At 46.9% G+C, this 21,025-nt stretch carries 17 protein-coding genes, 1 tRNA gene and 2 pseudogenes; 9 read left to right on the plus strand and 11 right to left on the minus strand.

Annotation, left to right across the window (positions count from 1 at the left end):
- Positions 1-92: 92 nt before the first annotated feature.
- Positions 93-165, plus strand: a tRNA-Met gene (locus tag LKE40_01440).
- A gap of 41 nt (positions 166-206) precedes the next feature.
- Here LKE40_01440 and LKE40_01445 read toward each other — a convergent pair.
- On the minus strand, positions 207-527 hold the full coding sequence (locus LKE40_01445) for a thioredoxin family protein (protein ID MCH3916150.1): 321 nt from the start codon (positions 525-527) through the stop codon (positions 207-209).
- 126 nt (positions 528-653) lie between these two features.
- On the opposite strand from LKE40_01445, the gene LKE40_01450 reads away from it, so the two are divergent.
- From LKE40_01450 to LKE40_01460, 3 genes are read left to right on the plus strand one after another with little or no spacing between them, the layout of a single operon-like run.
- Positions 654-863 carry a zinc ribbon domain-containing protein gene (locus tag LKE40_01450; GenBank protein MCH3916151.1) on the plus strand — a complete coding sequence of 70 codons (210 nt, stop codon included), beginning with the start codon at positions 654-656 and terminating at the stop codon, positions 861-863.
- Positions 864-873: 10 nt separating this feature from the next.
- Positions 874-1,650 carry a hypothetical protein gene (locus tag LKE40_01455; protein MCH3916152.1) on the plus strand — a complete coding sequence of 259 codons (777 nt, stop codon included), beginning with the start codon at positions 874-876 and terminating at the stop codon, positions 1,648-1,650.
- A 2-nt stretch (positions 1,651-1,652) separates the two neighbouring features.
- Positions 1,653-2,243 (plus strand): class IV adenylate cyclase, encoded by a 591-nt coding sequence (locus LKE40_01460; GenBank protein MCH3916153.1) that lies wholly within the window; start codon positions 1,653-1,655, stop codon positions 2,241-2,243.
- Here LKE40_01460 and LKE40_01465 read toward each other — a convergent pair.
- Entirely contained in the window at positions 2,221-3,003 is a 783-nt protein-coding gene (locus LKE40_01465) for a hypothetical protein (GenBank protein ID MCH3916154.1), read from the minus strand. The genes LKE40_01460 and LKE40_01465 overlap by 23 nt on opposite strands.
- A 3-nt stretch (positions 3,004-3,006) precedes the next feature.
- Positions 3,007-3,678, minus strand: coding sequence for a 1-acyl-sn-glycerol-3-phosphate acyltransferase (locus LKE40_01470; protein ID MCH3916155.1), 672 nt, complete (start codon positions 3,676-3,678; stop codon positions 3,007-3,009).
- Between the two features lie 98 nt (positions 3,679-3,776).
- Here LKE40_01470 and LKE40_01475 point away from each other — a divergent pair, with 98 nt between their 5' ends.
- Positions 3,777-4,055, plus strand: coding sequence for a peptidylprolyl isomerase (locus LKE40_01475; protein MCH3916156.1), 279 nt, complete (start codon positions 3,777-3,779; stop codon positions 4,053-4,055).
- 25 nt (positions 4,056-4,080) lie between these two features.
- Here the strand turns inward: LKE40_01475 and LKE40_01480 are convergent, their stop codons facing one another.
- A complete protein-coding gene (locus tag LKE40_01480) occupies positions 4,081-4,794 on the minus strand; it encodes a tetratricopeptide repeat protein (protein MCH3916157.1) in 714 nt (237 codons plus the stop codon).
- A gap of 14 nt (positions 4,795-4,808) precedes the next feature.
- Positions 4,809-5,870: a uracil phosphoribosyltransferase gene (locus LKE40_01485; GenBank protein ID MCH3916158.1), complete on the minus strand. Its 1,062-nt coding sequence runs from the start codon at positions 5,868-5,870 to the stop codon at positions 4,809-4,811.
- A 214-nt stretch (positions 5,871-6,084) separates the two neighbouring features.
- Here LKE40_01485 and LKE40_01490 point away from each other — a divergent pair, with 214 nt between their 5' ends.
- On the plus strand, positions 6,085-6,714 hold the full coding sequence (locus LKE40_01490) for an adenylate kinase (protein MCH3916159.1): 630 nt from the start codon (positions 6,085-6,087) through the stop codon (positions 6,712-6,714).
- A gap of 105 nt (positions 6,715-6,819) precedes the next feature.
- Complete coding sequence (rnhA, locus tag LKE40_01495) at positions 6,820-7,275, plus strand: ribonuclease HI (GenBank protein MCH3916160.1); 456 nt, start codon at positions 6,820-6,822, stop codon at positions 7,273-7,275.
- A 3-nt stretch (positions 7,276-7,278) separates the two neighbouring features.
- Here rnhA and LKE40_01500 read toward each other — a convergent pair whose 3' ends face one another.
- Entirely contained in the window at positions 7,279-7,782 is a 504-nt protein-coding gene (locus LKE40_01500; GenBank protein ID MCH3916161.1) for a TetR/AcrR family transcriptional regulator, read from the minus strand.
- A 195-nt stretch (positions 7,783-7,977) separates the two neighbouring features.
- On the opposite strand from LKE40_01500, the gene fucO reads away from it, so the two are divergent.
- Positions 7,978-9,126, plus strand: coding sequence for a lactaldehyde reductase (gene fucO, locus LKE40_01505; GenBank protein MCH3916162.1), 1,149 nt, complete (start codon positions 7,978-7,980; stop codon positions 9,124-9,126).
- Positions 9,127-9,275: 149 nt separating this feature from the next.
- Here the strand turns inward: fucO and LKE40_01510 are convergent, their stop codons facing one another.
- The 5 genes and pseudogenes from LKE40_01510 to LKE40_01530 form a co-directional block, all read right to left on the minus strand.
- Positions 9,276-10,379 (minus strand): ABC transporter ATP-binding protein, encoded by a 1,104-nt coding sequence (locus tag LKE40_01510; protein MCH3916163.1) that lies wholly within the window; start codon positions 10,377-10,379, stop codon positions 9,276-9,278.
- Positions 10,380-10,406: 27 nt separating this feature from the next.
- A complete protein-coding gene (locus tag LKE40_01515; GenBank protein MCH3916164.1) occupies positions 10,407-12,644 on the minus strand; it encodes an iron ABC transporter permease in 2,238 nt (745 codons plus the stop codon).
- A gap of 101 nt (positions 12,645-12,745) precedes the next feature.
- Positions 12,746-13,822, minus strand: coding sequence for an ABC transporter substrate-binding protein (locus LKE40_01520; protein ID MCH3916165.1), 1,077 nt, complete (start codon positions 13,820-13,822; stop codon positions 12,746-12,748).
- Between the two features lie 152 nt (positions 13,823-13,974).
- Positions 13,975-15,432 (minus strand): annotated as a pseudogene (locus LKE40_01525) (2-hydroxyacyl-CoA dehydratase).
- A 145-nt stretch (positions 15,433-15,577) separates the two neighbouring features.
- Positions 15,578-18,154, minus strand: a pseudogene (locus LKE40_01530) (acyl-CoA dehydratase activase-related protein).
- Between the two features lie 179 nt (positions 18,155-18,333).
- Between LKE40_01530 and LKE40_01535 the strand changes: the two are divergent.
- Positions 18,334-21,006, plus strand: a complete 2,673-nt coding sequence (locus tag LKE40_01535) for a hypothetical protein (GenBank protein MCH3916166.1) — start codon at positions 18,334-18,336, stop codon at positions 21,004-21,006.
- Positions 21,007-21,025: the final 19 nt, after the last annotated feature.

Below are 21,025 nucleotides of genomic sequence, written 5' to 3' on the forward strand. Positions count from 1 at the left end.
TTATCCAAAAAATTAGAAAACCGTATTGACGAAACATCCAATCCATTATATCGTAGCGAACGTGTCCGGCGCCTTCCAGTCACAATCCTTTTGGCGGCATAGCTCAGGTGGTAGAGCGAACGGCTCATATCCGTTATGTCAGGGGTCCGAATCCCTTTGCCGCTACTTTGCTTCCTGCTTTATCAGCAGGAAGTTTTTTTTGCCGTTCAAGCGGATGTATCGATCCAACTGTCTATGACAGCTTCGTTCTGTATGGTCCCTTCCATTCGTCTTACCAATCTGCCCTGTCTGTAGAGAAGAAGGGCCGGAATGGAATATACGACAAGCGTATCAACAAGATTACGTGCTTCATCCGTATTCAAGGTAACAATCTTCAGGTCCTTGTATTTCTTTTCTCTTCCAAGTGCTTCAAGGATTTCTCCTTGTATTTTGCACATACCGCACCATGGTGCCCAGAATTCAGCCAGTACCAGCTCATTTTCTGCCAATGTTGTTTCAAACTCATCTTCATTGATCGGGAAAGTCATATGCAATCTCCTTCCTACAGTATAACTGAATCTGTTTTTACAATCTGTGACTAGGTTACCTTCGCTTTTGTGTTGACGTTGGTTGGGATTCCTGCGATATTTATCTATGACAAGGAGTGACTACAGATGGAAAAGATGCAATACGTGTGTCCAAAATGCGGATGTACGCATTATACGACCGATACGCTTCAGGCTACCGGAGGTAATTTCGCAAAGTTGTTTGATGTGCAGAACAAGAAATTCATAACGGTCAGCTGTTCCCAGTGCGGGTATACGGAGTTTTATAAGAAACAGAATTCCACAGGAATGGACATCCTGGATTTTCTGATGGGCTGAGGCTGATATAATGATAGGTTTTTTCATCAAGAAAGCTTTCTTTGATGCATGGGACAATCTTATTGGACTTGTGCTTTCGAACTTGGGGTTCCTTGCTTGTCTGCTTGGTCTGCTTGGGTCTTTTACCCTTTTTGGACATTCTACCTTGCTTGGGCTCATCTGCATGGTACTGTGTGTCGGATTGCTGTCCTTCCATGCCATCGGTATCTCCTCCGTAGTGGAAGCCTATGGCGATTACAAACGTGTGGGTTGGGCAGGTTACAAAAAAAGCTTCAGGCTGTATTGGCGCCATGCTTTTCTTCTGTGGGGCGTACTGCTGGCTATGTTGCTGATGCTTGTGGTCGTCATGCCTTTTTACCTGCATGTCGGGAATTGGATCGGCCTGATGCTCGCAGTAATCATCTTCTGGGTCTTCCTTACGCTGTTGCTGTCTTTGCCGTACTATCTGCCGTTGATGATTCGCTTCAGTGGAGACAGACCGCTGAAGACCTTGAAGAAATGCTTTTTGGTTGCAATCGGTAATACAGGTGTTTCCTTTTTCCTCCTTGTATTCAACCTGATTCAAGTCGTGCTTGGCGTTCTTACCGTGGGACTGCTGTTCAGCGGATGCGGTATCATGCTGGCAAGTCAGGATGCCTTCAAGCTGTTGATGTATAAGCTTGATTATTTGGAAGAAAATCCAGATACCAAGGCAAAGGCTATACCGTGGGACGATATCCTGTATGAGGAAAAAGAAAATGTCGGACATCGTTCGTTGAAGGGAATGATCTTCCCTTGGAAGGACTGAGCATGGCTGCAGAAATCGAACTCAAAGCCCATGTAGATGACTGGCAGGCTCTTTTGGCCCGGATCAGGGAAACGTCTGGTATCTCAGCTGAAAGCTATCAGGAAAAAAGAGATGTTTACTTTGCAAGGAAAGGCAGTCTTGACCGACCGATGCTCAGATCCCGTCTTGAGCTTTCAGGTCCCGACAAGGAGCATCTGACCGGTTCAGTCCTGCTTACCTGCAAGGACAAGATGGAAAAAGATGGTATCGAGGTCAACCACGAAATTGAATTTTCAGCTCCGGGCAGTGATTTTGCCCAGACTATTGTCTTCTTCAAGGCGCTTGGCTATGAAGTATGGCTGGAAAAAGAGAAAATCGGTTATTCCTTTATGCTGGACAAGTATCATGATACACTCCATGTAGAATTGATTGAAGTGCCACCGCTCGGATGGTTCCTTGAAATGGAATTCTGCCTGCCGGACGGGATTGACAAGTCACAGGCTGAAAGCTACCGTTCCTACCTCATGCAGGCACTTGCTCTTTTCGGCATTCCTGCCGACAGAATCGAAGATCGCTATTACATGCAGATGCTCAAGCCAGAACTATGGCATTGAGCAACAGTGAGAACGAGATGAATCCCAATGACATGAAAATAGGATTTGTCTTTGCCACCTTGTCTTCCTTTACTACAATAAACAGCAATGACGACAAGCAAAGGAAGATACTTGTCGAAACAGTAAGCAAGGTACCACTGCACATAAGCAATGTAAAAGGCAATATTGCACTCATGATCATGTGAAGATATACTGCAGTCTTTGTCCCCATACTAAGGAACAGCAGTGAGAGTGCCGATTCAATGAAGGCAATGAACAGCACGATGGTAAAGGCTGCCGGCTTTATCAAAGAGGCATAGGTAAGGCTGCAGACCAGCAGAGTCAGGACCTTGAGGGCTTGGCTTACATTGAACATTGCTTTCCTGTTTGGGTTTGTCTTGTCCATGAGATGATAGATGGAATCCGTGACGAACAATGCGACGAAATCGAGAAAAGTTGATCCGAATACGATTGCTTGGAAAAATGAAAGATCTCTCAGATGGTAGACGCTGGGATACTTGCCAAGAATGAACAAGGCAATGAAAGCCAGGGCAATTGCAGCTGAAATGATATCCAATACAGCATTGAATACACCTGCAGGTCTATAACTTTGTTCACCATCTTTGTTGTGATAGTGTTCACTGTCATACTTGAAACTGAAGCCTGTGCCGTTCTTGAGGCTGCAGGTGAAGTTTACTTTGTTGACGTTCTCAGCATGATCAGCAATCTGACCAACCTGTGACTTGAATTCCTTGAACATTTCATTGAGATTTTCGTCCATTTGTCAACTCCAGAATTTATTTGTCTTGAGATCATCGATGAGGCGGTAGATTTCTTCCTGGAGCTGGTCCAGAATCATCTGCTCCGCTTTCTTTTGATCAGTTTTCGCGGTTTCCAAGGCGTCTGGGAATTCCATGGGCCTTCCGATATTCGCATAGTAGTTACGTGAGACAATGGTAAGATTCCGACCTGCTGCGGCGCTATGCCTGTGCCTGACCCTTCTGCGAGGAGCCAGCAGGCCTATCGGGATAATCGGAACATGTTTTTTCAGGTACATTCGGGCAATCCCGGGTTTGAAATTCTCCATCTTTTCCATTATATTCAGTTTTCCTTCAGGAAAGATATAAATATTCTCGCCCTTGTCCAGATAGGTAACTGCCCTGTCCACGACTTTTGCTCTGTTTTCCTTTGTGTCAGCAGGAATCTGTTCCATCCATCGAAGCAGGTGCCGTACAAACTTTATGGTGAACCCAGGACCGATGACCATGTGCAGGGGGCCATCACTCAGAGTAGTGACGAAATGCACGTCAGAAGAAGAAAAATGATTGGAGCAGAATATCTTTGGCCCCTTCGGAAGTTCCTGGGCCTGCCATACCTGAAAGTCATAACTGATCTGAAGTGAGGCTTTTGTAAAAAGTCTGTACACACCATTTAAAAATCTGGATAGCAGTTTCACGATAAGCATCGTAGTGGTTATATTCTTTCAGGTCAACAAGGAAGGCATTTACAAACAGTCATTCTGTGCGTATCTTTATGGGCAAGAGGTAGTTTGTCATGCAGTATAGGGCATCACATATTTTGGTCAAGGACAAGGCTCTTGCAGATATGATCTGCAAGAAGGCAAAGGGTGGGACAGACTTTGCAAGGCTTGCAAGGGAGTACTCGACTTGTCCATCAAAGAGTAAAGGTGGAGATCTGGGATGGTTCGGTCCTGGTCAGATGGTTCCTGAATTCGAAAGGGCAGTACAGAAAATGGGCTATGGAAGCATCAGCACTCCTGTGCATACCAAGTTCGGATATCATATCATCAAGAAAACGGGCATGAAGGATTAGCAGAGGTATACAAAGTCTGGAAAGTTTATTGTCCGGCAGCGGTATCCTTGACAGCGGCAGGGTCAGGTCCTGTTGTCTGGCTCTGCTCGTCATCTGTGATACCATTGAGTTCCTTCCATTTTTCCTTGTCGGCCTGATAGAGGAATATCTGATAGCTGATCTCATCCGGATGATATTTCGCAAGATAGTAATATGCTTCGCCGGCATAGTCGGCTGTCTTGCTGAGCTGCAATGCTTCCTTCTCCAGGAGGGCAAGATAGACCGTACGGTCGGCATCATCAGCAGGTAGCGTATCAATGTAGGTCGAGAGGGCTTTGAGATAAGCCAAATGGGTCTGTCCATCTGCCGGATTGAGGGCAAGGCTTCTTGCATAGCAATCCAGTGCTTCCCTGTAGTTCTTCTGATAGTACAGTATCCTTGCCTTTATCTGAAGGAATTCAAGGTAATTGGGATGTTCCTTGAATCCGTTGTCAGCTCGTTGCAGGGCCAAGTCAAACTTTCCTGACTCACAGAGGGCAAGGATGCTGTCATATAATGCCGCAGGGTTTTTTCTGTCCAGTGCCAAAGCTTTGTCAAATTCGGTAAGGCTTGCATCAAAGTCTTTTCTGTCCAGAAGAGCAGTTCCTGCCTGCAGATGGGTTTCAACCCGACTGTCAGTCGAGGAACTGGTTGCACAGGAAGCACACAGCAGACTGCATATGAAAAGCAGGAGAGCCGGTAAGAAACTGCTTCTGGACATGGACATGCTGCTACCTATCGGCCTAAGACGGTCTGCTCTATTTCCCTGACCTGATCACGATAGAGGTTGGTGATGTTTGAGCCATAGTCTGCAATCAACTGGATCATATTCCTTGGGACCTTTCCGTCCATGCCGTTCAATCGGTCACCTGCATCGCCCAGTCCAGGAAGAATATATGCCTTTTCATTGAGCACTGGGTCCATCCAGAGCGTATGGACTTCTACATTGGGTATGGCACGGCAGATCCTCACTGCACCCTTGAGTGCTGAGATGACATTGATGAATTTGATTGAATGCGGTCTGACACCCTGTTGTTCCAGATAACGGACGATGGTAACGAAGGAACCGCCTGTCGCGTTCATCGGATCGGCAAATACCAAGTCCTTGCCATCAAGCTCTTCCAAGTCAAAATAGCTTTTATCAAGGTTGAGTATGTAATCCATATTTACTTCTTTCTTGCTTTCATCCCGTTTTATCTTGAACAAGGCAAAGGGAGTGACAAAGGCATCGCTGCTATAATCCTGTATTTCCTTGCTCATGATCATCGAAGGAAGCAGTGCACCCCTGAGCATGACACACATCACGCAGTTGTGGATTTCCGCATCGACATTAGGAATACGGTGGGCTGCAAAATTGGTTACAGGGATATTCACGGGAGTCTGTGTAATGATTGACCGTTTGTGAGGCAATGCAGCATCTGTATATACATGGGCGAACATCATTTCATAGGCACGCTGGATGTAGTAGAGGAATTCTTCATGGCTGGTAGACGGCTGTCTCAGTTTTGCAACCAGACGGGATGCCTGTCCATGCTGTTCCTGTGGGGTTTCAAAGGAATAGACGTGGATGCGTGGTTCATTGGCACAGAAGCTGTCAAGGAAATCCCCGATCTGCCCTGCGGATTCCGTAAGGCCTTCTCCGGCTGTCTTCAGTTCCGTCTCATTCTCCGAGGATCCCAGGACCTTGCAGTGGTCAAGCGATACCTGGTACATCCGGCTTACGGTTTCAATTGCTTCTTTGTCATTCTCTGTCAGGTAGCCGTCCAAATCGGCAGCGTGCAATACAATTTCGTTCATGTGTTACTCCTGAAGGTGCATGTTAGCATTCATAATGAGTAATTGCAATAAAACCACGGGGATTCAAACTCACCTTCTGCATTAATCCGTAGGGTTTCGTCGAGACTTTGAAATCGTCATTTATGAAAGGATGGTATTTGCCAAATGGCTTACCATCTGTTACAATATGTCCAACCAAAGCATGCCGTGATGACATGTAAGAATCGAGGTAGATATGAATCTAGTATTCCTAGGCCCTCCGGGAGCAGGCAAGGGCACCATTGCGGCGATTGCCAAGGATTTTTTCGGAATTCCCCATATCTCTACGGGTGATCTTTTCCGAAGCAATATCAAGAATGAGACAGAACTGGGCAAACAGGTAAAAGCCATATTGGCCGGAGGCAACCTTGTTCCTGACAGTGTGACCATTGCCATGGTCAAGGACAGGCTTACAGAAGCTGATGCCAAGAAAGGTTTTATCCTTGATGGTTTTCCACGGACTGTCCCGCAGGCAGATGCATTGGGCGATATGACAAGCCTGGATGCTGTCGTCAACTTTGTCCTGGACAAGGATACCATCCTGAAGAGGCTTTCGGGAAGACGGGTATGCAAGAGCACTGGCAGGACCTACCACATACTCTACAATCCTCCGAAAGTAGAAGGCATTGATGATGAAACTGGTGAACCCCTTATCCAGAGGGATGATGACAAGCCTGAAGCCATTCTCAACAGGTTGGAAGTCTATCGTTCCCAGACAGAACCTCTTATCGGCTATTATAGGGAAAAGGGGTTGCTGGTTGATATCGATTCCTCCAAGTCACCTGAAGTAGTGATGGAAGAGCTGAAGAAAGCCGTGGCCAGATGAGTTTTGCCATATGATTTGAAATCCAGATGCATAAGGTATGTGTCTGGATTTTTTTGCAAAAGGTTTTCAATTGACTGCACTGCCGTTTCACCATAGAATGACCCCATGGATGTTAAGAACTTGATCATGTATACGGACGGGGGATGCAGCGGAAACCCTGGTGTCGGGGGCTGGGCCTTTGTCCTTGCAGGCGAAGATGGCCATGCAGAGATGGAAAAAAGCGGTGGCAGTCGCTATACGACCAACAACAAGATGGAATTGACAGCAGTCATTGAAGGCTTGAAATATTGCTTGGAAGCACAAGCAGGAAAGGTAACGGTCCATACTGACAGCCAGTATGTCAAGAATGGTATTACTGCCTGGATAAGCAACTGGAAGAAGAATAACTGGAAAACTGCTGCACGCAAGCCTGTAAAGAACCAGGAACTCTGGAAGGAGTTGGATAGTCTCAATGCTTCTCTTGATGTTTCCTGGCAATGGGTGAAAGGCCATGCTGGCATCGAGCTGAATGAACGGTGTGATACCCTTGTCGGTCTCGAAATGGACAAACTTGGTCGTTGAAACCTACTTTTCATTCAAAGCCAGCAGATATGGCCTAAGACGGTTTGGTACGCTTGCTATCAGGAGTGATACGATTTGATCAATCGTTTCTTCCAAATACCCTGTAAGCCACCTGACGGTCATGTAAATTGAACCTTCGCAATACATTTCCAAGAGAAAACGCAGATCTTCAGGCAAAGGCCTCTGAAGTTGTTTTTCTATGGCCTTTGTATAAAAACTATAGATCATCCTATAGTCGTATTGCTTCAGATTTTCGCTATCCTGTGACCGAAAGGCCTGGCTGAAAAAGGGCTTTTCATTTTCGAGGAAACTAAACTTTTCATGCAAGGCTTCCCTGAGGGTCAGGGATACTCCCATAAGAAGGAAACTCTTGTCGCATAATTGTCGGAAATACCAGTTGACCAGTTCATACTTATCCTTGAAATGCCGATAGAAAGTCTGTCGTGAAACTTGGCATTCATGACAAATATCACAGACTGTAATCCTATCCAATGACCTTTGTTTCATGAGTTTTTTTATTCCTAATGCCAATAATATCTTAGTATCTTCCATGGATTTATTATCTTTGAAAATGCGGGAAAAGTAAAACCCCTTTTGCCGTTTGGGTTATTTTTCCCAAGTGACAGATGAACCATATTGTAACTTGCTCATTCCAGGAACCCCATTCTATCATATAGTGACAATAATCAGAGGAGCTATCAGATGACAAGAAGATTTACATTGAATGAGACATCCTATCATGGAAAAGGCTGCATTGCCGCCATTGTCGATGAAATCCAAGGGCGGGGGTTCAGGAAAGCTTTAATTTGTTCTGATCCAGGACTTTTCAAGTTCAAGGTCGCTACCAAAGTCTGTGACCTGCTTGACCATGCCGGATTTCCCTATGAAATCTATTCAGGCATCAAGCCTAATCCTACCATCAGCAATGTCCAGGAAGGAGTCGAAGCTTTCAAGAAAAGCGGTGCTGATCACATTATTGCAATTGGAGGAGGTTCTTCGATAGACACGGCAAAAGCAATCGGTATCATCGTGAACAACCCCGAATGTGCAGATGTCCGTTCGCTTGAAGGTGTTTCACCGACAAAGAACAGATGTGTTCCTATAATTGCTGTCCCGACTACGGCAGGGACAGCAGCTGAAGTGACTATCAACTACGTGATTACAGATCCGGAACGTCAACGAAAGTTCGTTTGTGTCGATCCTAAGGATATACCGATCATTGCAGTAGTCGATCCGGATATGATGTCCGGTATGCCCAAGGGACTGACTGCATCAACAGGTATGGATGCATTGACCCATGCCATTGAAGGCTATACCACCAAAGGAGCTTGGGAACTTTCGGATATGTTCCATATAAAGGCAATTGAAATCATTGCCAGATCATTGAAAGGTGCCGTAGATGGAACGGATGACGGGAGGGAAGGCATGGCTCTGGGACAATACATCGCAGGCATGGGTTTCTCCAATGTAGGCCTTGGTATTGACCATGCCATGGCACATCCTCTCAGTGCGTTCTATGATACGCCCCATGGTGTTGCCTGTGCGATACTGCTCCCGACCAGCATGAAATATAATGCTGAATATTCAGGGGAAAAGTATCGTGAGATTGCCCGTGTGTTTGGTATACCTGGAGTCGATGCCATGTCTCCGGCTGCATATCGTGAGGCCGCTATTGACGCTGTCCAACAACTTGGACTAAGTGTCGGCATCCCAGCGGATCTCAAGGGCATTGTCAAGGAAAAGGATATTGATTTCCTTGCAAAAAGTGCACATGCAGATGCTTGTTTCCCAGGAAATCCCAGAGATGCAAGTATTGAGGATATCAAGGAACTCTACCATTCGTTGATTTGAAAATTTGCTTTTGTAAAAGACAAAATGACCAGGACAGTACGGCCGCCCTGGCCTTTTTTGCCATTGCTGGTTTCACACTCATCGGTATGAGCAATTTTCTTGTCAGAATATGTCCTGACAAGCCAAAACTTACTTTTCAGTATGGAATTCTAGTTTGTGGAGGTATCCAGCAACCGTACCCTGTCCATTGAGAAATCAATTGATACGTCTGCTCCTTCATCGAAGATTCTCTTTTCATGCGGATCGTCGACCTGTACCAATATCTCGCCGAGGTTCGTATCTACATAGCATTCCATGCTGCTGCCTAAATAGACATCAAGCCGAACCTTACCTTCGATCTTTCCCTTTCCTGGTTCGACTACCCTCAATGATTCCGGCCTTGCCATGAGTACGGCATCGGAACCTGGCTGAAGATCGGGAGCAAAATTGGTAATCTGCAGATCCTTGTCATTGAACCTGCATCTGTAGGATTCCTGCTGTTTTTCCATGATCTTGACCGGAATGAAAGCTGCTTTGCCGACAAAACCTGCCACGAACCTGGAATTGGGATATTCATAGACTTCCGAAGGTGTCCCGATCTGACGTATGACTCCTGCTTTCATGACGATGATACGGTCTGAAAGGCTCATGGCTTCAATGCGGTCATGGGTGACATAGATGGCCGTGATGCCAAGGCGTTTCTGTATCTTTCGTATTTCAATCCTCATCTGTTCCCTGAGCAATGCATCAAGGTTTGAAAGCGGTTCATCAAGCAGAAGTACGCCCGGTGTCACGATCAATGACCTAGCTAGTGCAACCCTTTGCTGCTGTCCTCCTGAAAGTTTGCTGGGGGCCCTGTCCCCATAGCCGCCCAAGCCTACCATTTCAAGTGTTTGGTTCACTTGGTCAGCAATTGCCTCTGTCGGGACCTTCCTCAGTTTCAGTCCATAAGCTACATTGTTGAAGACACTCATATGGGGAAACAGACCATATGATTGGAACATTGTTGCAGTATTCCTCTTGTTCGGCGGCAACAGGGTCACTTCCTCGCCTCCGATGAAGACCTTGCCCTCGGTCGGTAATTCAAAGCCTGCAATCATTCGCAAGGTAGTAGTCTTGCCGCAACCGGAAGGACCTAGAAGCGTAACAAGTTCGCCCGGTTTGATGGTGAGATTGGAATCACTGACAGCAATGACATCTGCCTTGCCTTTTGTATCTTTGAACCTCTTGGTAACATGTTCAAGTATTACGGATACGCTGTTGTTTTCTGACATGGTAATAAGTTCCTTTCAATTTTTCCGTCACTGTGCGGAAATCTGTTTGTTGGTCAGCTCATCGCCCTTCGTGAAATGATTCATGAGGCTGAAGGCTGCAAGGACGATGACTATCAATATCGTTGACAGGACCGAAGCAAGTCCGAAACGGAGATTTTCGGAGAAGTTGAAGATCAAGACCGTAAGATGATTCCATCTGGCGCTAATCAGGAAGATGATGGCTGAAACTGCTGTCATGGCCCTGACGAACGTATAGGACATCGAAGAAAGGAATGCTGGCCTGACCAAGGGGAGGACAATGGACCTGAAGACTGTCTGTGTATCTGCTCCAAGGTCACTGGCGGCTTCCTCTATTGCAGGATCAATCTGGTGGAGTGCCGTTATGCCGTTTTCTACACCGACAGGAAGTTCCCTTATGATATAGTTGATTACGATGATTGCCGCGGTTCCGACGAGCAGTATCGGCGGCTTGTTGAAAGCAAGGATATAGGCGATACCAATCAAGGTGCCCGGTATTGCATAAGGAGTCATGATCAGCATTTCAAGGAGTCTCTTGCCAGGAAATTTCTTTCTGACGATGAGCATCGAGGCAAGCATGGCCAGCAGGCCCGCAATCGGTGCTGCAATTGCAGCAAGGAGGACAGTATCCCGTATGCTTGTCCAGCCTCTTTGCAGTGCTTCAGGCCAATTTGCGAGAGTCAGGCTGTAATCGATGCCCCAGTTCTTGACAAAGCAACCTGCGACGATCGTAAGATACAGACCGACGATGAATGCCATGAGTACATAGCAGATGCCTTCAAGCAGATGACGGACCGGCGTATTTGTCAGATCAGTCAAGGTTCCCGATGGCTTGCCTGTAACGGTGACGAAGCTTCGTTTCGATACCCAATACCTTTGGGCAAGGAAAGCTGTCAATGTAGGCAGCAGGAGCAGGAAGGACAATGCTGCACCTGCGCCCAGTTCACTTCTGCCGGTGACCAGCATATAGGCTTCTGTGGAAAGTACCCGATAGTCTCCTGACAACAGCAGGGGATTTGCAAAATCCGCCAGGCTGTTGGTAAAGACAAGCAGCCATGCAGACAATATTCCTGGGGAAGCCAGAGGAAGCGTGATGTCGCGGAAAGTCTGCCATCGTGTGGCAGAAAGATCAAGGGAAGCATCTTCAACGGTACTGTCGATCTGTCTGAGTACACCGCTGATGGTCATGAAGGCAATCGGGAACATACCTATGGTTTCTACCAAAGTAAGGCCTCCCAAGCCATATATCGACATATTGAGATGCAGCAACTGCTGTGTAATCAATCCATTGTTGCCGAACAGCAGGATGATTGAAAGCGAGAGGGAAAAAGGAGGACTGATGACCGGCATGGTGGCCAAGGTCGTCATAGTCTTCTTGTACTTGTAACTGGTACGTTCGATGAGGAATGCAAACAGAAAACCGACGATGGTAGAGAATGTTGCAGTCAGTACTCCCAGTTTAAGCGAACCCCACAAAGCAACCAGATAGGTAGGGGAAAGGCACATCTTCCACGTAGCGAAGCTGAATCTGCCATCAGTCATGAACGAGAGGCGGAAAGCCTCGAATAGCGGGTAGGCGATGAAGAGCAGGACAATGATGAACAGCCCCATTACCATGAAGTTTGCCATCGGGTCTCTTGTAAACATAAGGATGAAAGAGATTGCCAGGAAGATGAGTGCGGCTCCGACAAGCAGGTTCCTCAGTAGTGAGAGAAAATTTGAAGTACCGATTCTGGGAGCAACTACCATGACAGCTCCACGAGGTGCTGCCCCTGTGGCATCCGCAACAGGATAAAAGTAGATATCACTTGGATACGCCGTCGAAATGACAGTATCAGGGTCAAGACTGAAATCCGCTTGGTATGTACTGGGCAATTGCATCGGTTCCAGGTAATCAAGGCTTTCGAAAGCCTTCTTGAATACGGAATCCTCACTATGATGTTCAAAAAGCCACTTTGCAACTTGGCTGCCGCCTTTGGCTGTGTATTTCCAACTGTCAGCATCAAAGTCAAAATAAAGGGCTCTTGCACCTGGAATAATCTGTTTTATGCCTTCTGCCCAGGTATCTATTGCTTCCGCTGAAGCATTTTCCGGAGCCGTCCGGGCAAAAAGGTTTATTTCCCTGTCATTGCGTTCCTGGGTGTCTGATCTGAATTCCTGAGACAGCGAATTGAATATGAAGATATCTGCAAAGATGAAAATGAGGGCAAAAGTGATGAACTGCCTGACTGTCTTGCGATGTACCATCGTTACTCCTTTTCCGTCCGATCTGCCGGATGTGGATGGATAAGACAACCTAAGGAAGGTTATACACCTTCCTTAGGCTGCAACATGCTTGCATGGAACGATCAGCGCTTGTTGCCGATTTCATTGTTCCACTTGTCAAGTAATCTTGTCTTGTTGACTTTGTCGCCATCCCAGAGGAAATCAGGTGTGATCGTCTTGATCTGATCCAGTGAAAGTGCCTGCGGATGCTTGACGGCACCGTCTGCAACCAGAACGACATACCATTCCGTGAAGGTCTTCTGTGCTACCGGACTGGACAGGATCCAATCATAAAGCTTCTTTGCATTGACTGTATCTTTTCCACCCTTGACCAGCGACATGGAGGCCAGTTCATAACCGGTACCTTCGGCCGGTGCGTCTATTTCGATATTTGCTCCTGCAACCTTGAGCTTTACCTGGTCATGTGCAAAGCCGAGGGCAATTGGAATCTCTCCTGTTGCAACGCTCTTGCCAGGTGCAGATCCACTCTTGGTGTATTGGTCAATGTTCTTGTCCAGTTTTTTCATATACTCAATCATGGCGTCTTCATCTTCATTGAAGATATAGCGAAGGGTAGTCAGCACCGTATAAGCCGTTCCTGAAGTATTCGGGTTTGCCATCCTGACATAACCTTTATATTCCGGTTTGATCAAGTCTGCCCAGCTCTTGGGAGGGGTAAGCCCCAGTTCCTTTGCACGGTCAAGGTTCGTGACGATGGTAAGCGGTCCGACATACAGGCCGATCCAATAATGGTCGGGATCCTTGTATTTTGCAGGAGTCTTTGAAGCATAGCGGCTGACATACGGAGTGGTCAGACCCTTTGTCTTTGCCGTAATGTGATCCAATCCGACACCGCCTACCCAAATCGATGCCTGAGGGTTTTCCTTTTCAGCATCAAGCCTTGCAACACATTCGCCGCCTGACAATCTGACGAAGTTTACCTTTATACCTGTTTCCTGCTCAAACTGCTGGAACAGTTTTGCTGCAAGCGGTTCTTCCAGCGTTGTATAGGCATTGACGCTTTCTCCGCTTTCCTTTGCCGGTGCAGAAGCAGGTTGCCCTGCTGGCTGTGGTGCCTGTTGAGTCTCACTTGCTCCATTTGCAAAGGCAAAAACTGCTGCTAGGGCAAGTACAAGCAGCGTTGAAATACATTTTTTCATATAATCCTCCCTTTTGTAGATAAGTCAATGATTTATGGTCATTGTTTTCCAGAATAAATCCACCAAAGTGATTTGTAAAGAGAAAAAAATACGAAAAATAGTCAAATAATACATATATCAAGAAAAAACGCAAGCAAGTAAGGTTTTCCGGTTTACTTGCGCTTGTTTTCGCGTGCTATGGAAAGCATGAGTTTGATACGGTTCTCTTGGTTTACGACTGTTGCAGACGGGTCATAATCAATAGGAACGATATTTATATCCTTTGCTACTGCACTGACACTTCTGATCATGCCTTTTGCAACGATATGGTTGGGAAGGCAACCGAATGGCTGTGCGCAGACGATGTTGTTGTATCCGAGTTCTGCAAGTTCAAGCATTTCACTTGAAAGCAGCCAGCCTTCGCCCATCTTGACTCCCTTGTCGATGATTGAGGAGGAAAGTCTTTTCATATGGGCAAAGCCCTTTGGCAGGACAAACTTGTCAGTCACGTCACCGACATTGGTATAGACCATCTTTTCCAGTTGCTCCGCTATGTAGAGGATAAGGCTGGAGAAAGGCTGCTTGAACCGGCGTTTGAGACCTCCATAATACTTGACATCCCATTTGCCGTTTTCAAGGCTATACATAAAGAAACCCAAGAGGGAAGGTATCATGACTTCACATCCCTGTTCTTCCAGAAGGTCCTGGAGATGGTTGTTACCCAACGGGGCAAACTTGATGAAGATTTCCCCGACGATTCCGACTTTGACCTTGTCTTCCTTTTTGCTGGGAATTGATGCAAAATCCTTTGCGATGGCAATGATATTGTGCTTCATTGCCCAGCCTATATAACCATGGTTTTCACTGAAGCGCTGGCTGAGATATTTGACCCACTGTTCGATATGCCGGTTTGTTTCCCCTGCATCGGTTTCATAGGGGCGGACTTGATTGGCAAGCAGGGTAATCAGATCCCCATAGACAATGCCTGCAAAAGCCTGCAAGAGCATTTTGGACGTCATCCGGAATCCAGGGTTCTTTTCCAAGCCGAAGGAAAGGGAGATGACAGGGATATAAGCCATGTCGGCCCGTTCAAGTGCCTTTCTCAGCAGGAAAATATAGTTGCTTGCCCTGCATCCTCCTCCTGTCTGCGTGATGACCAATGCAATCTTATGCTTGTCATATTTGCCGCTCTGCACGGCGTCAATCATCTGTCCGATGACCAGCTGTGCCGGATAGCACATATCATTATGAACATATTTCAGCCCCTGCCTGATCACGTTCGGACCTTCATTGAGTAGCAGTTCAGCCTTGTAGCCGTTGTTCTGGAATACTTCCCGTATGATCTTGAAATGTATCGGCAGCATGTTCGGCAACAGGAGCGTATAGCTTTTCCTCATCTCCTTTGTAAATGGCACACGTGGTATTTCAGCCATTGTTGTCCTCCTTCAATGCTGCCAGAAGACTTCTGATCCTGATCCTGACAGAACCAAGGTTTGCAATCTCATCAATCTTGAGCTGAGTGTAAATCTTGTCTTTTTCCCTGAGGATGGATTTTACTTCATCGGTAGTAACGGCATCAAGTCCACATCCGAAGGATACGAGCTGGATGACCTGCATGTCGTCCTGTGTATTTACGAACCTTGCTGCATCATACATCCTTGCATGATAGGTCCACTGGTTGAGAACCAGCCTTTTTTCCTTGTCCATGAGGTAAGAAAGGGAATCTTCACTGACGATGGAGCATCCCAGCTGAAGGATCAGATCATCAATGCCATGGTTGATTTCCGGGTCAATGTGGTATGGCCTTCCGCACAGTACGATGATCGGGCGATGCTTTGCCCTGGCAAGCTCTACGATTTCCTTTCCTTTTTTCGAAACGGCTTTCCTATAGTCTTCCAGAGCCTGATAAGCAGCCTTTGTAGCCTTTGAAATCTGGGCAGGGGTAAAATGCCCAAGTGGGGCAAGCACTATATGGATCCGTTTCTTGAATATCCTCTTGTCGGCTATGCTGACAAAACCATGGAGGTAGGTGACGTCTCCTTCCATGATTGCCTTTGTATTGTTATGGATGACCTCAGGATAATAGCCCACAACAGGGCAGTTGAAGTTGTTGTCACCTTTGTTTTCATTGATATTGTAGGAAGAGGAAGGGTAGAAGATGGCATCTACTTTCTCATCGATAAGTTCCTGGATGTGTCCATGGACCAATTTTGCAGGATAACAGACAGTATCACTTGGAATCTGGTTCTGTCCCTTGAGATAGGTTTTCCTCGTGGAAAAAGGAGTCAGTTTGACCGTATATCCCAGACTGGTGAAGAATGCATGGTAAAAAGGTGCAAGTTCTACCATGGAAAGGGCAAGAGGCAGTCCGATTGTCTTTCCTCTGGAACCTTCGACAGGGACAAGCTGAGAAATATATTGTCTCTTGTAGGCATACATGTTGTAGTTTTCCTTGTCGGTGATATATGCCTTTGGATTGACGATCTTTTCACAACGGTTGCCGCTGATCAGCTTCCTTCCGCCTGGAAAAGTATTGACAGTCAGCTGGCAATGGTTCGTACAGCCGTTGCAGGTCATGGTCCGGGAGGTATGCTTGAAATGTGCAAGTTCCTCCAAAGTTGGCAGCGTCGTCGGTACATCGTCCAGGTGGTCCATCTGCTTGGCATAGAGCGCACAGCCGAAGGCTCCCATCAGACCTGCCTGCTTGGGACGGGTGACTTTCACACCAAGTTCCTGTTCGAATGAGCGTAGTACCGCATCGTTGAGGAATGTACCGCCCTGTACGACGATATGCTTGCCTAGGCTTGTTGCATCCGTGCAACGGATTACCTTATAGAGAGCATTCTTGACGACGCTGATGGCCAGGCCAGCGAAGATATCGCTGATCTTTGCACCGTCTTTCTGTGCCTGCTTGACGCTCGAATTCATGAAGACCGTGCATCTGGAGCCAAGGTCGACCGGAGCCTTGGACTGCAGGGCAAGCCGGGAGGCTTCTTCCGTCGAGTAACCCAAAGCCTGGAAAAATGTCTGAAGGAATGAACCGCAACCGGAAGAACATGCTTCATTGAGGAAGATGTCATCGATGACACCGTCTACGATCTTGAAACATTTGATATCCTGCCCGCCGATATCAATGATGAAATCAGTATCCTTGTCAAAATGCTTTGCAGCCTTATAGTGGGCCACTGTCTCGACAAGGGAATATTCCAGGTTGAATGCCTGTTTGATGAGGGCTTCGCCATAGCCGGTAGAACAGCCTTTCCTAAGGTTGATATCGGGATATGTGCTCATGAACGTGGTAAGGAATTCCCTGACAGCTTCTATGGGATTTCCCTTGTTGCCTTGGTATCGTGTATAAAGCAAGCGGTCCTCTGTATCGGTAATACAAAGCTTTATGGTAGTCGATCCGCTGTCGATACCAAGGTAGGCATCACCTTTATAAGAAACTGGGGAAGCCGTCTGAAGGGATGCACCTGCATGGTCCTGCCGGAATTTTTCGAGTTCTGCCTCATCCCTGAACAATGGGGGAATTGATTTGTACTGGCAGATCTTTTCGTCATTCGTCAGCTTGACCTTCAGTTTTTCAAGGTCAAAGGCCTGGTCGGCTACCATGGCAGAACCAAGTGCCACATAGTAAAGGGAATGGGCAGGGCAGGTCCCTTCCGTACCGATTGTCTGGTCAAAGCATGAACGCAGCTCACTCATGAAGGTAAGAGGGCCCCCGAGATAGACGACATTCCCCTCAATCGGCCTTCCTTGGGCAAGGCCCGCTATTGACTGATTGACGACGGCCTGGAAGATTGACCGTACGATGTCGCTTTTCTCAGCTCCCTGGTTGATCAGAGGCTGGACATCACCTTTTGCAAAGACACCACATCGGCTTGCAATCGTATAGGTCTGTGTGGCATGCTTTGCATATTCGTTCAGTTCTTCCGTCTTCAGATCCAGCAGGGTCGCCATCTGGTCAATGAAGCTTCCCGTGCCACCGGCACAGGTCCCGTTCATACGTACCTCAAGATTTCCCTTCAAAAACAATATCTTTGCATCTTCTCCGCCCAGTTCTATGACAACGTCGGTATCCGGCAGGTTCTTAAGCACGGCAATCCTCGTCGCATAGACTTCCTGGACAAATGGGATACCAAGCCTGCCTGCCATTCCCATGCCGGCAGAGCCTGACATTGACAGCAGAACTTCCTTTCCACCGAGATAAGGTTTTGCCATGTCAAAAAGTTCAATCGTAGTTTCCTGGATTTGGGAAAGATGACGTCTATATGTTTCAAATATAATTTTGTTGTCTGCATCAAGTAAAACGCATTTAATCGTGGTTGAGCCGATGTCAAGGCCAAGCTTCACTACCGTTCCTCCTGAGTGTACTATCCGAAGTACAGTGTTGTTATTCTGCAGTTTTTGCTCATTTTTCTCAATAGGCAAAAGATACTATTTACGCAACACTTCAAAAGTGTGGTAAGAAGATTGTAAAATATCCTTGCCCGAAGCTTCCTTTTTCCAAAGGGTTATTCTATAGTTGCCACATGAAAATCAAATCACTTACACTTTTGTTGCTTTGCCTGTGTCTTGGAACCACAGCGTTGCAGGCAAGCATCTATGAAAAACCAAAACAATTGTATACGGTGCACACTGACCATTTCGATATTATTTTCCCTTCTGAATGTGCGCCATCGGCCCTTTTGCTGGCAAAGGACGGTGACAGGATCTATGAGAAAATCGAACAGGAAACGGGATTGTATAGGAATTTGCATTTTCCACTTGTGCTGACAGCCGATACCCAGCAGCTGAATGCCTATTTTACATCTGCCTATACACCTCGGATCGTACTGTATGATACGCCTGCAACAGGCAGTGACCTCGATGTCTTTTCACAACCGTTGCTTTCTACATTCAAACATGAATTGACCCATGCCATTTCGCTTACTTCGGATGACTTGATTTCACTCCTGACCAACCATACCTTCAGCATCTATGATATAAATGCCACTCCGGCTCTGATGGAAGGTATAAGTGTCAGCGAGGAAAGTTGGGAGGGGGAAGGAAGGGTCAATGATCCTTTCTTCAACCAGCTTCTGCTTCAGTCCAAGCTGGAAGGCAAGCTTCCTGGTTGGCATGACATACAAGGAGCAGCAGATCGTCCCTATACCATTTCTACCGATTACTATACCTGGGGCGGTGCCTTTACCTATTACCTGCGAACAACCTATGGACAACAGGCTTATGCAACCTATTGGAACAGCCTAGGCAGATTCTACCTGTGGGTTCCTTTTCTGCCCGGCCCGTTTGAAAAAGCATACGGTATGAGCATCGGGAAAGCCTGGGACAATTTCCTTGCTACCATTCCGACAGTCGCTGTCGATGATACCATTCCTGCCACGGATATTGCCAAAGGCAGGTACTATTCCCTTGCAATGTATGATGGCAGTCCTTGTACGATCGATGCCTCAAAAGAAGCCTTGGTCAGCATTTCGGACAAAAGAAAGACAAAAAAACTGTTGGGTGACATAGAAAGATATGAGCAGCTGACCTATGCGGACGGAAAGGTCGTTTCCAATGGTTACGTGCCTGACCAGATGGCAAAGACGCGTTTTGTCACTCTTTCTGCAGAAGGTTCTTCTTTCCATAGGACAGACGGTTTCCGGTTGGCAGTTCCTTTCCATAAAGGCTATGCAGGACTGGGGAACAAAGGCAGTACGACCTGGCTTTCTTTCCGGGATTCAGATGGAAAGGAATACAGGCAGGCAAGATTGTGCAAGGGCGAGCAGGTCAGGTGTATCGGGGTCTGGGATGACAAGCTTGTACTGCTATCGCATCTTGCTGACGGAAGGAGACTTGTCTCTTATCTTGATGCAGAAGGAAATCGGAAAGGATGGTACCTCCCGGCTGACCTTGTAATTTCCCAGTTCAGCATTGATTCCGGAAAGCTTTACATGAGCTATGGTGTCAACGGTAACCTGCCTAGGTTGTGTTGGTTCGACCTCTCGGACGGGACGCTTACCCTTATGCTGCACAATATAAGCGGCGGTGTCTGCAACCCTGTCGGGACAGGGGACAAGGTATATTTTCTCAGGAAAATGACAGACGGGTCAATCCTTTCTTCCATGGATCTTTCCGCAGTCGGCCCGACTGAGCAGCGTCACTTGCAGTTGCAGGATATCGCAGTCGAACCTGCAGGTACATCTGCCATGGATGAACTTAAGGAAGACTATGAAGTGTGCAACTATAATCCTCTGCCGTATCTTGCAAAGGGATTGCTGTTGCCTTCCATGCAATCGAGCGACGGGATCCTGCAGATAGGCTTGGATTTCACGTCACTGGAACCGACGGAAACCGTCTCCATGGAATTGTCCGGAATGGCTGCCTTGGATGCTGATGATGCTTCGCTGAGAGGATTTACACAAAAAATTGCATTCGGCGGACAGACAGGCAACCGGTCCTGGAATACCAGTTACACCTACAAGCAGCTTGACGAGAAGAAAACACACACATTGGATTTCTCTTTCTGTTTGCCTCGATATTTCAATACCAATTCCGTCTTGGCACTTTTCCCATCGGTAACATCAAAAATAACAGAAACGGAAGGGGTAACCTCCGGGACTGTGACGTTTGACTCACAACTGGAATATATCCATCGCCATCATGATGGACTGGGAGCTTTTGCCTACCGTGGCTATACGGTCTTCGGGGAAATCAGCACCCGGCAGGATGCCTTTGACCTGTCCGACAATCAGAACTATGGAATAGCCGGAGGATTGTCTCTGAGATTTCCACGACTGCTGCCGTTTGACAGTACGGAGTTTACCTATAACCTTCCTGTTTCACTAGGAGCGAGGGAATACTATACGGTTGAAAAAGGCTGGTGGAATTCGCTTTCTGTTTCTACCGTATTGTTCTCAAAGGAGATCCAGAAGCCGTTTTGTACACCTGTCTTTGTCAGGAGATTCCATATTGATGCCATGGCCAGGTTCTATTCGAAGCAAGTAGATCTGAGTGACTATTACGCAGAGGCGTTTCCTGATAGTACTTTTGCAGACCGTTTGCTTGATATTGAAGCCATGTTCGATATTGCTCCGAATGTAACGGCACTGACGGGCAGCGGCCTGTCTGTAGGACTTGGAATCTGCTGGTATTGGAACGATGGAGTTCCTGCCGATGAGCCTGCAGTCTATCTGTCATCAGGTTTGATTTCTCTGTAGTTTTCCACAACAAGTTTCA

The organism is Spirochaetia bacterium (genome assembly GCA_022482625.1).
Lineage (GTDB): Bacteria > Spirochaetota > Spirochaetia > Sphaerochaetales > Sphaerochaetaceae > Pleomorphochaeta.

Excerpts from the sequence above, each read along its gene's own strand:
- LKE40_01450 (MCH3916151.1), top strand. The coding sequence starts at position 654 with ATGGAAAAGATGCAATACGTGTGTCCAAAATGCGGATGTACGCATTAT.
- LKE40_01445 (MCH3916150.1), bottom strand. The coding sequence starts at position 527 with ATGACTTTCCCGATCAATGAAGATGAGTTTGAAACAACATTGGCAGAA.
- LKE40_01510 (MCH3916163.1), bottom strand. The coding sequence starts at position 10,379 with ATGTCAGAAAACAACAGCGTATCCGTAATACTTGAACATGTTACCAAG.
- LKE40_01480 (MCH3916157.1), bottom strand. The coding sequence starts at position 4,794 with ATGTCCAGAAGCAGTTTCTTACCGGCTCTCCTGCTTTTCATATGCAGT.
- LKE40_01535 (MCH3916166.1), top strand. The coding sequence starts at position 18,334 with ATGAAAATCAAATCACTTACACTTTTGTTGCTTTGCCTGTGTCTTGGA.
- LKE40_01475 (MCH3916156.1), top strand. The coding sequence starts at position 3,777 with ATGCAGTATAGGGCATCACATATTTTGGTCAAGGACAAGGCTCTTGCA.
- LKE40_01460 (MCH3916153.1), top strand. The coding sequence starts at position 1,653 with ATGGCTGCAGAAATCGAACTCAAAGCCCATGTAGATGACTGGCAGGCT.
- LKE40_01465 (MCH3916154.1), bottom strand. The coding sequence starts at position 3,003 with ATGGACGAAAATCTCAATGAAATGTTCAAGGAATTCAAGTCACAGGTT.
- LKE40_01455 (MCH3916152.1), top strand. The coding sequence starts at position 874 with ATGATAGGTTTTTTCATCAAGAAAGCTTTCTTTGATGCATGGGACAAT.
- LKE40_01485 (MCH3916158.1), bottom strand. The coding sequence starts at position 5,870 with ATGAACGAAATTGTATTGCACGCTGCCGATTTGGACGGCTACCTGACA.
- LKE40_01515 (MCH3916164.1), bottom strand. The coding sequence starts at position 12,644 with ATGGTACATCGCAAGACAGTCAGGCAGTTCATCACTTTTGCCCTCATT.
- fucO (MCH3916162.1), top strand. The coding sequence starts at position 7,978 with ATGACAAGAAGATTTACATTGAATGAGACATCCTATCATGGAAAAGGC.
- LKE40_01490 (MCH3916159.1), top strand. The coding sequence starts at position 6,085 with ATGAATCTAGTATTCCTAGGCCCTCCGGGAGCAGGCAAGGGCACCATT.
- LKE40_01500 (MCH3916161.1), bottom strand. The coding sequence starts at position 7,782 with ATGAAACAAAGGTCATTGGATAGGATTACAGTCTGTGATATTTGTCAT.
- LKE40_01520 (MCH3916165.1), bottom strand. The coding sequence starts at position 13,822 with ATGAAAAAATGTATTTCAACGCTGCTTGTACTTGCCCTAGCAGCAGTT.
- rnhA (MCH3916160.1), top strand. The coding sequence starts at position 6,820 with ATGGATGTTAAGAACTTGATCATGTATACGGACGGGGGATGCAGCGGA.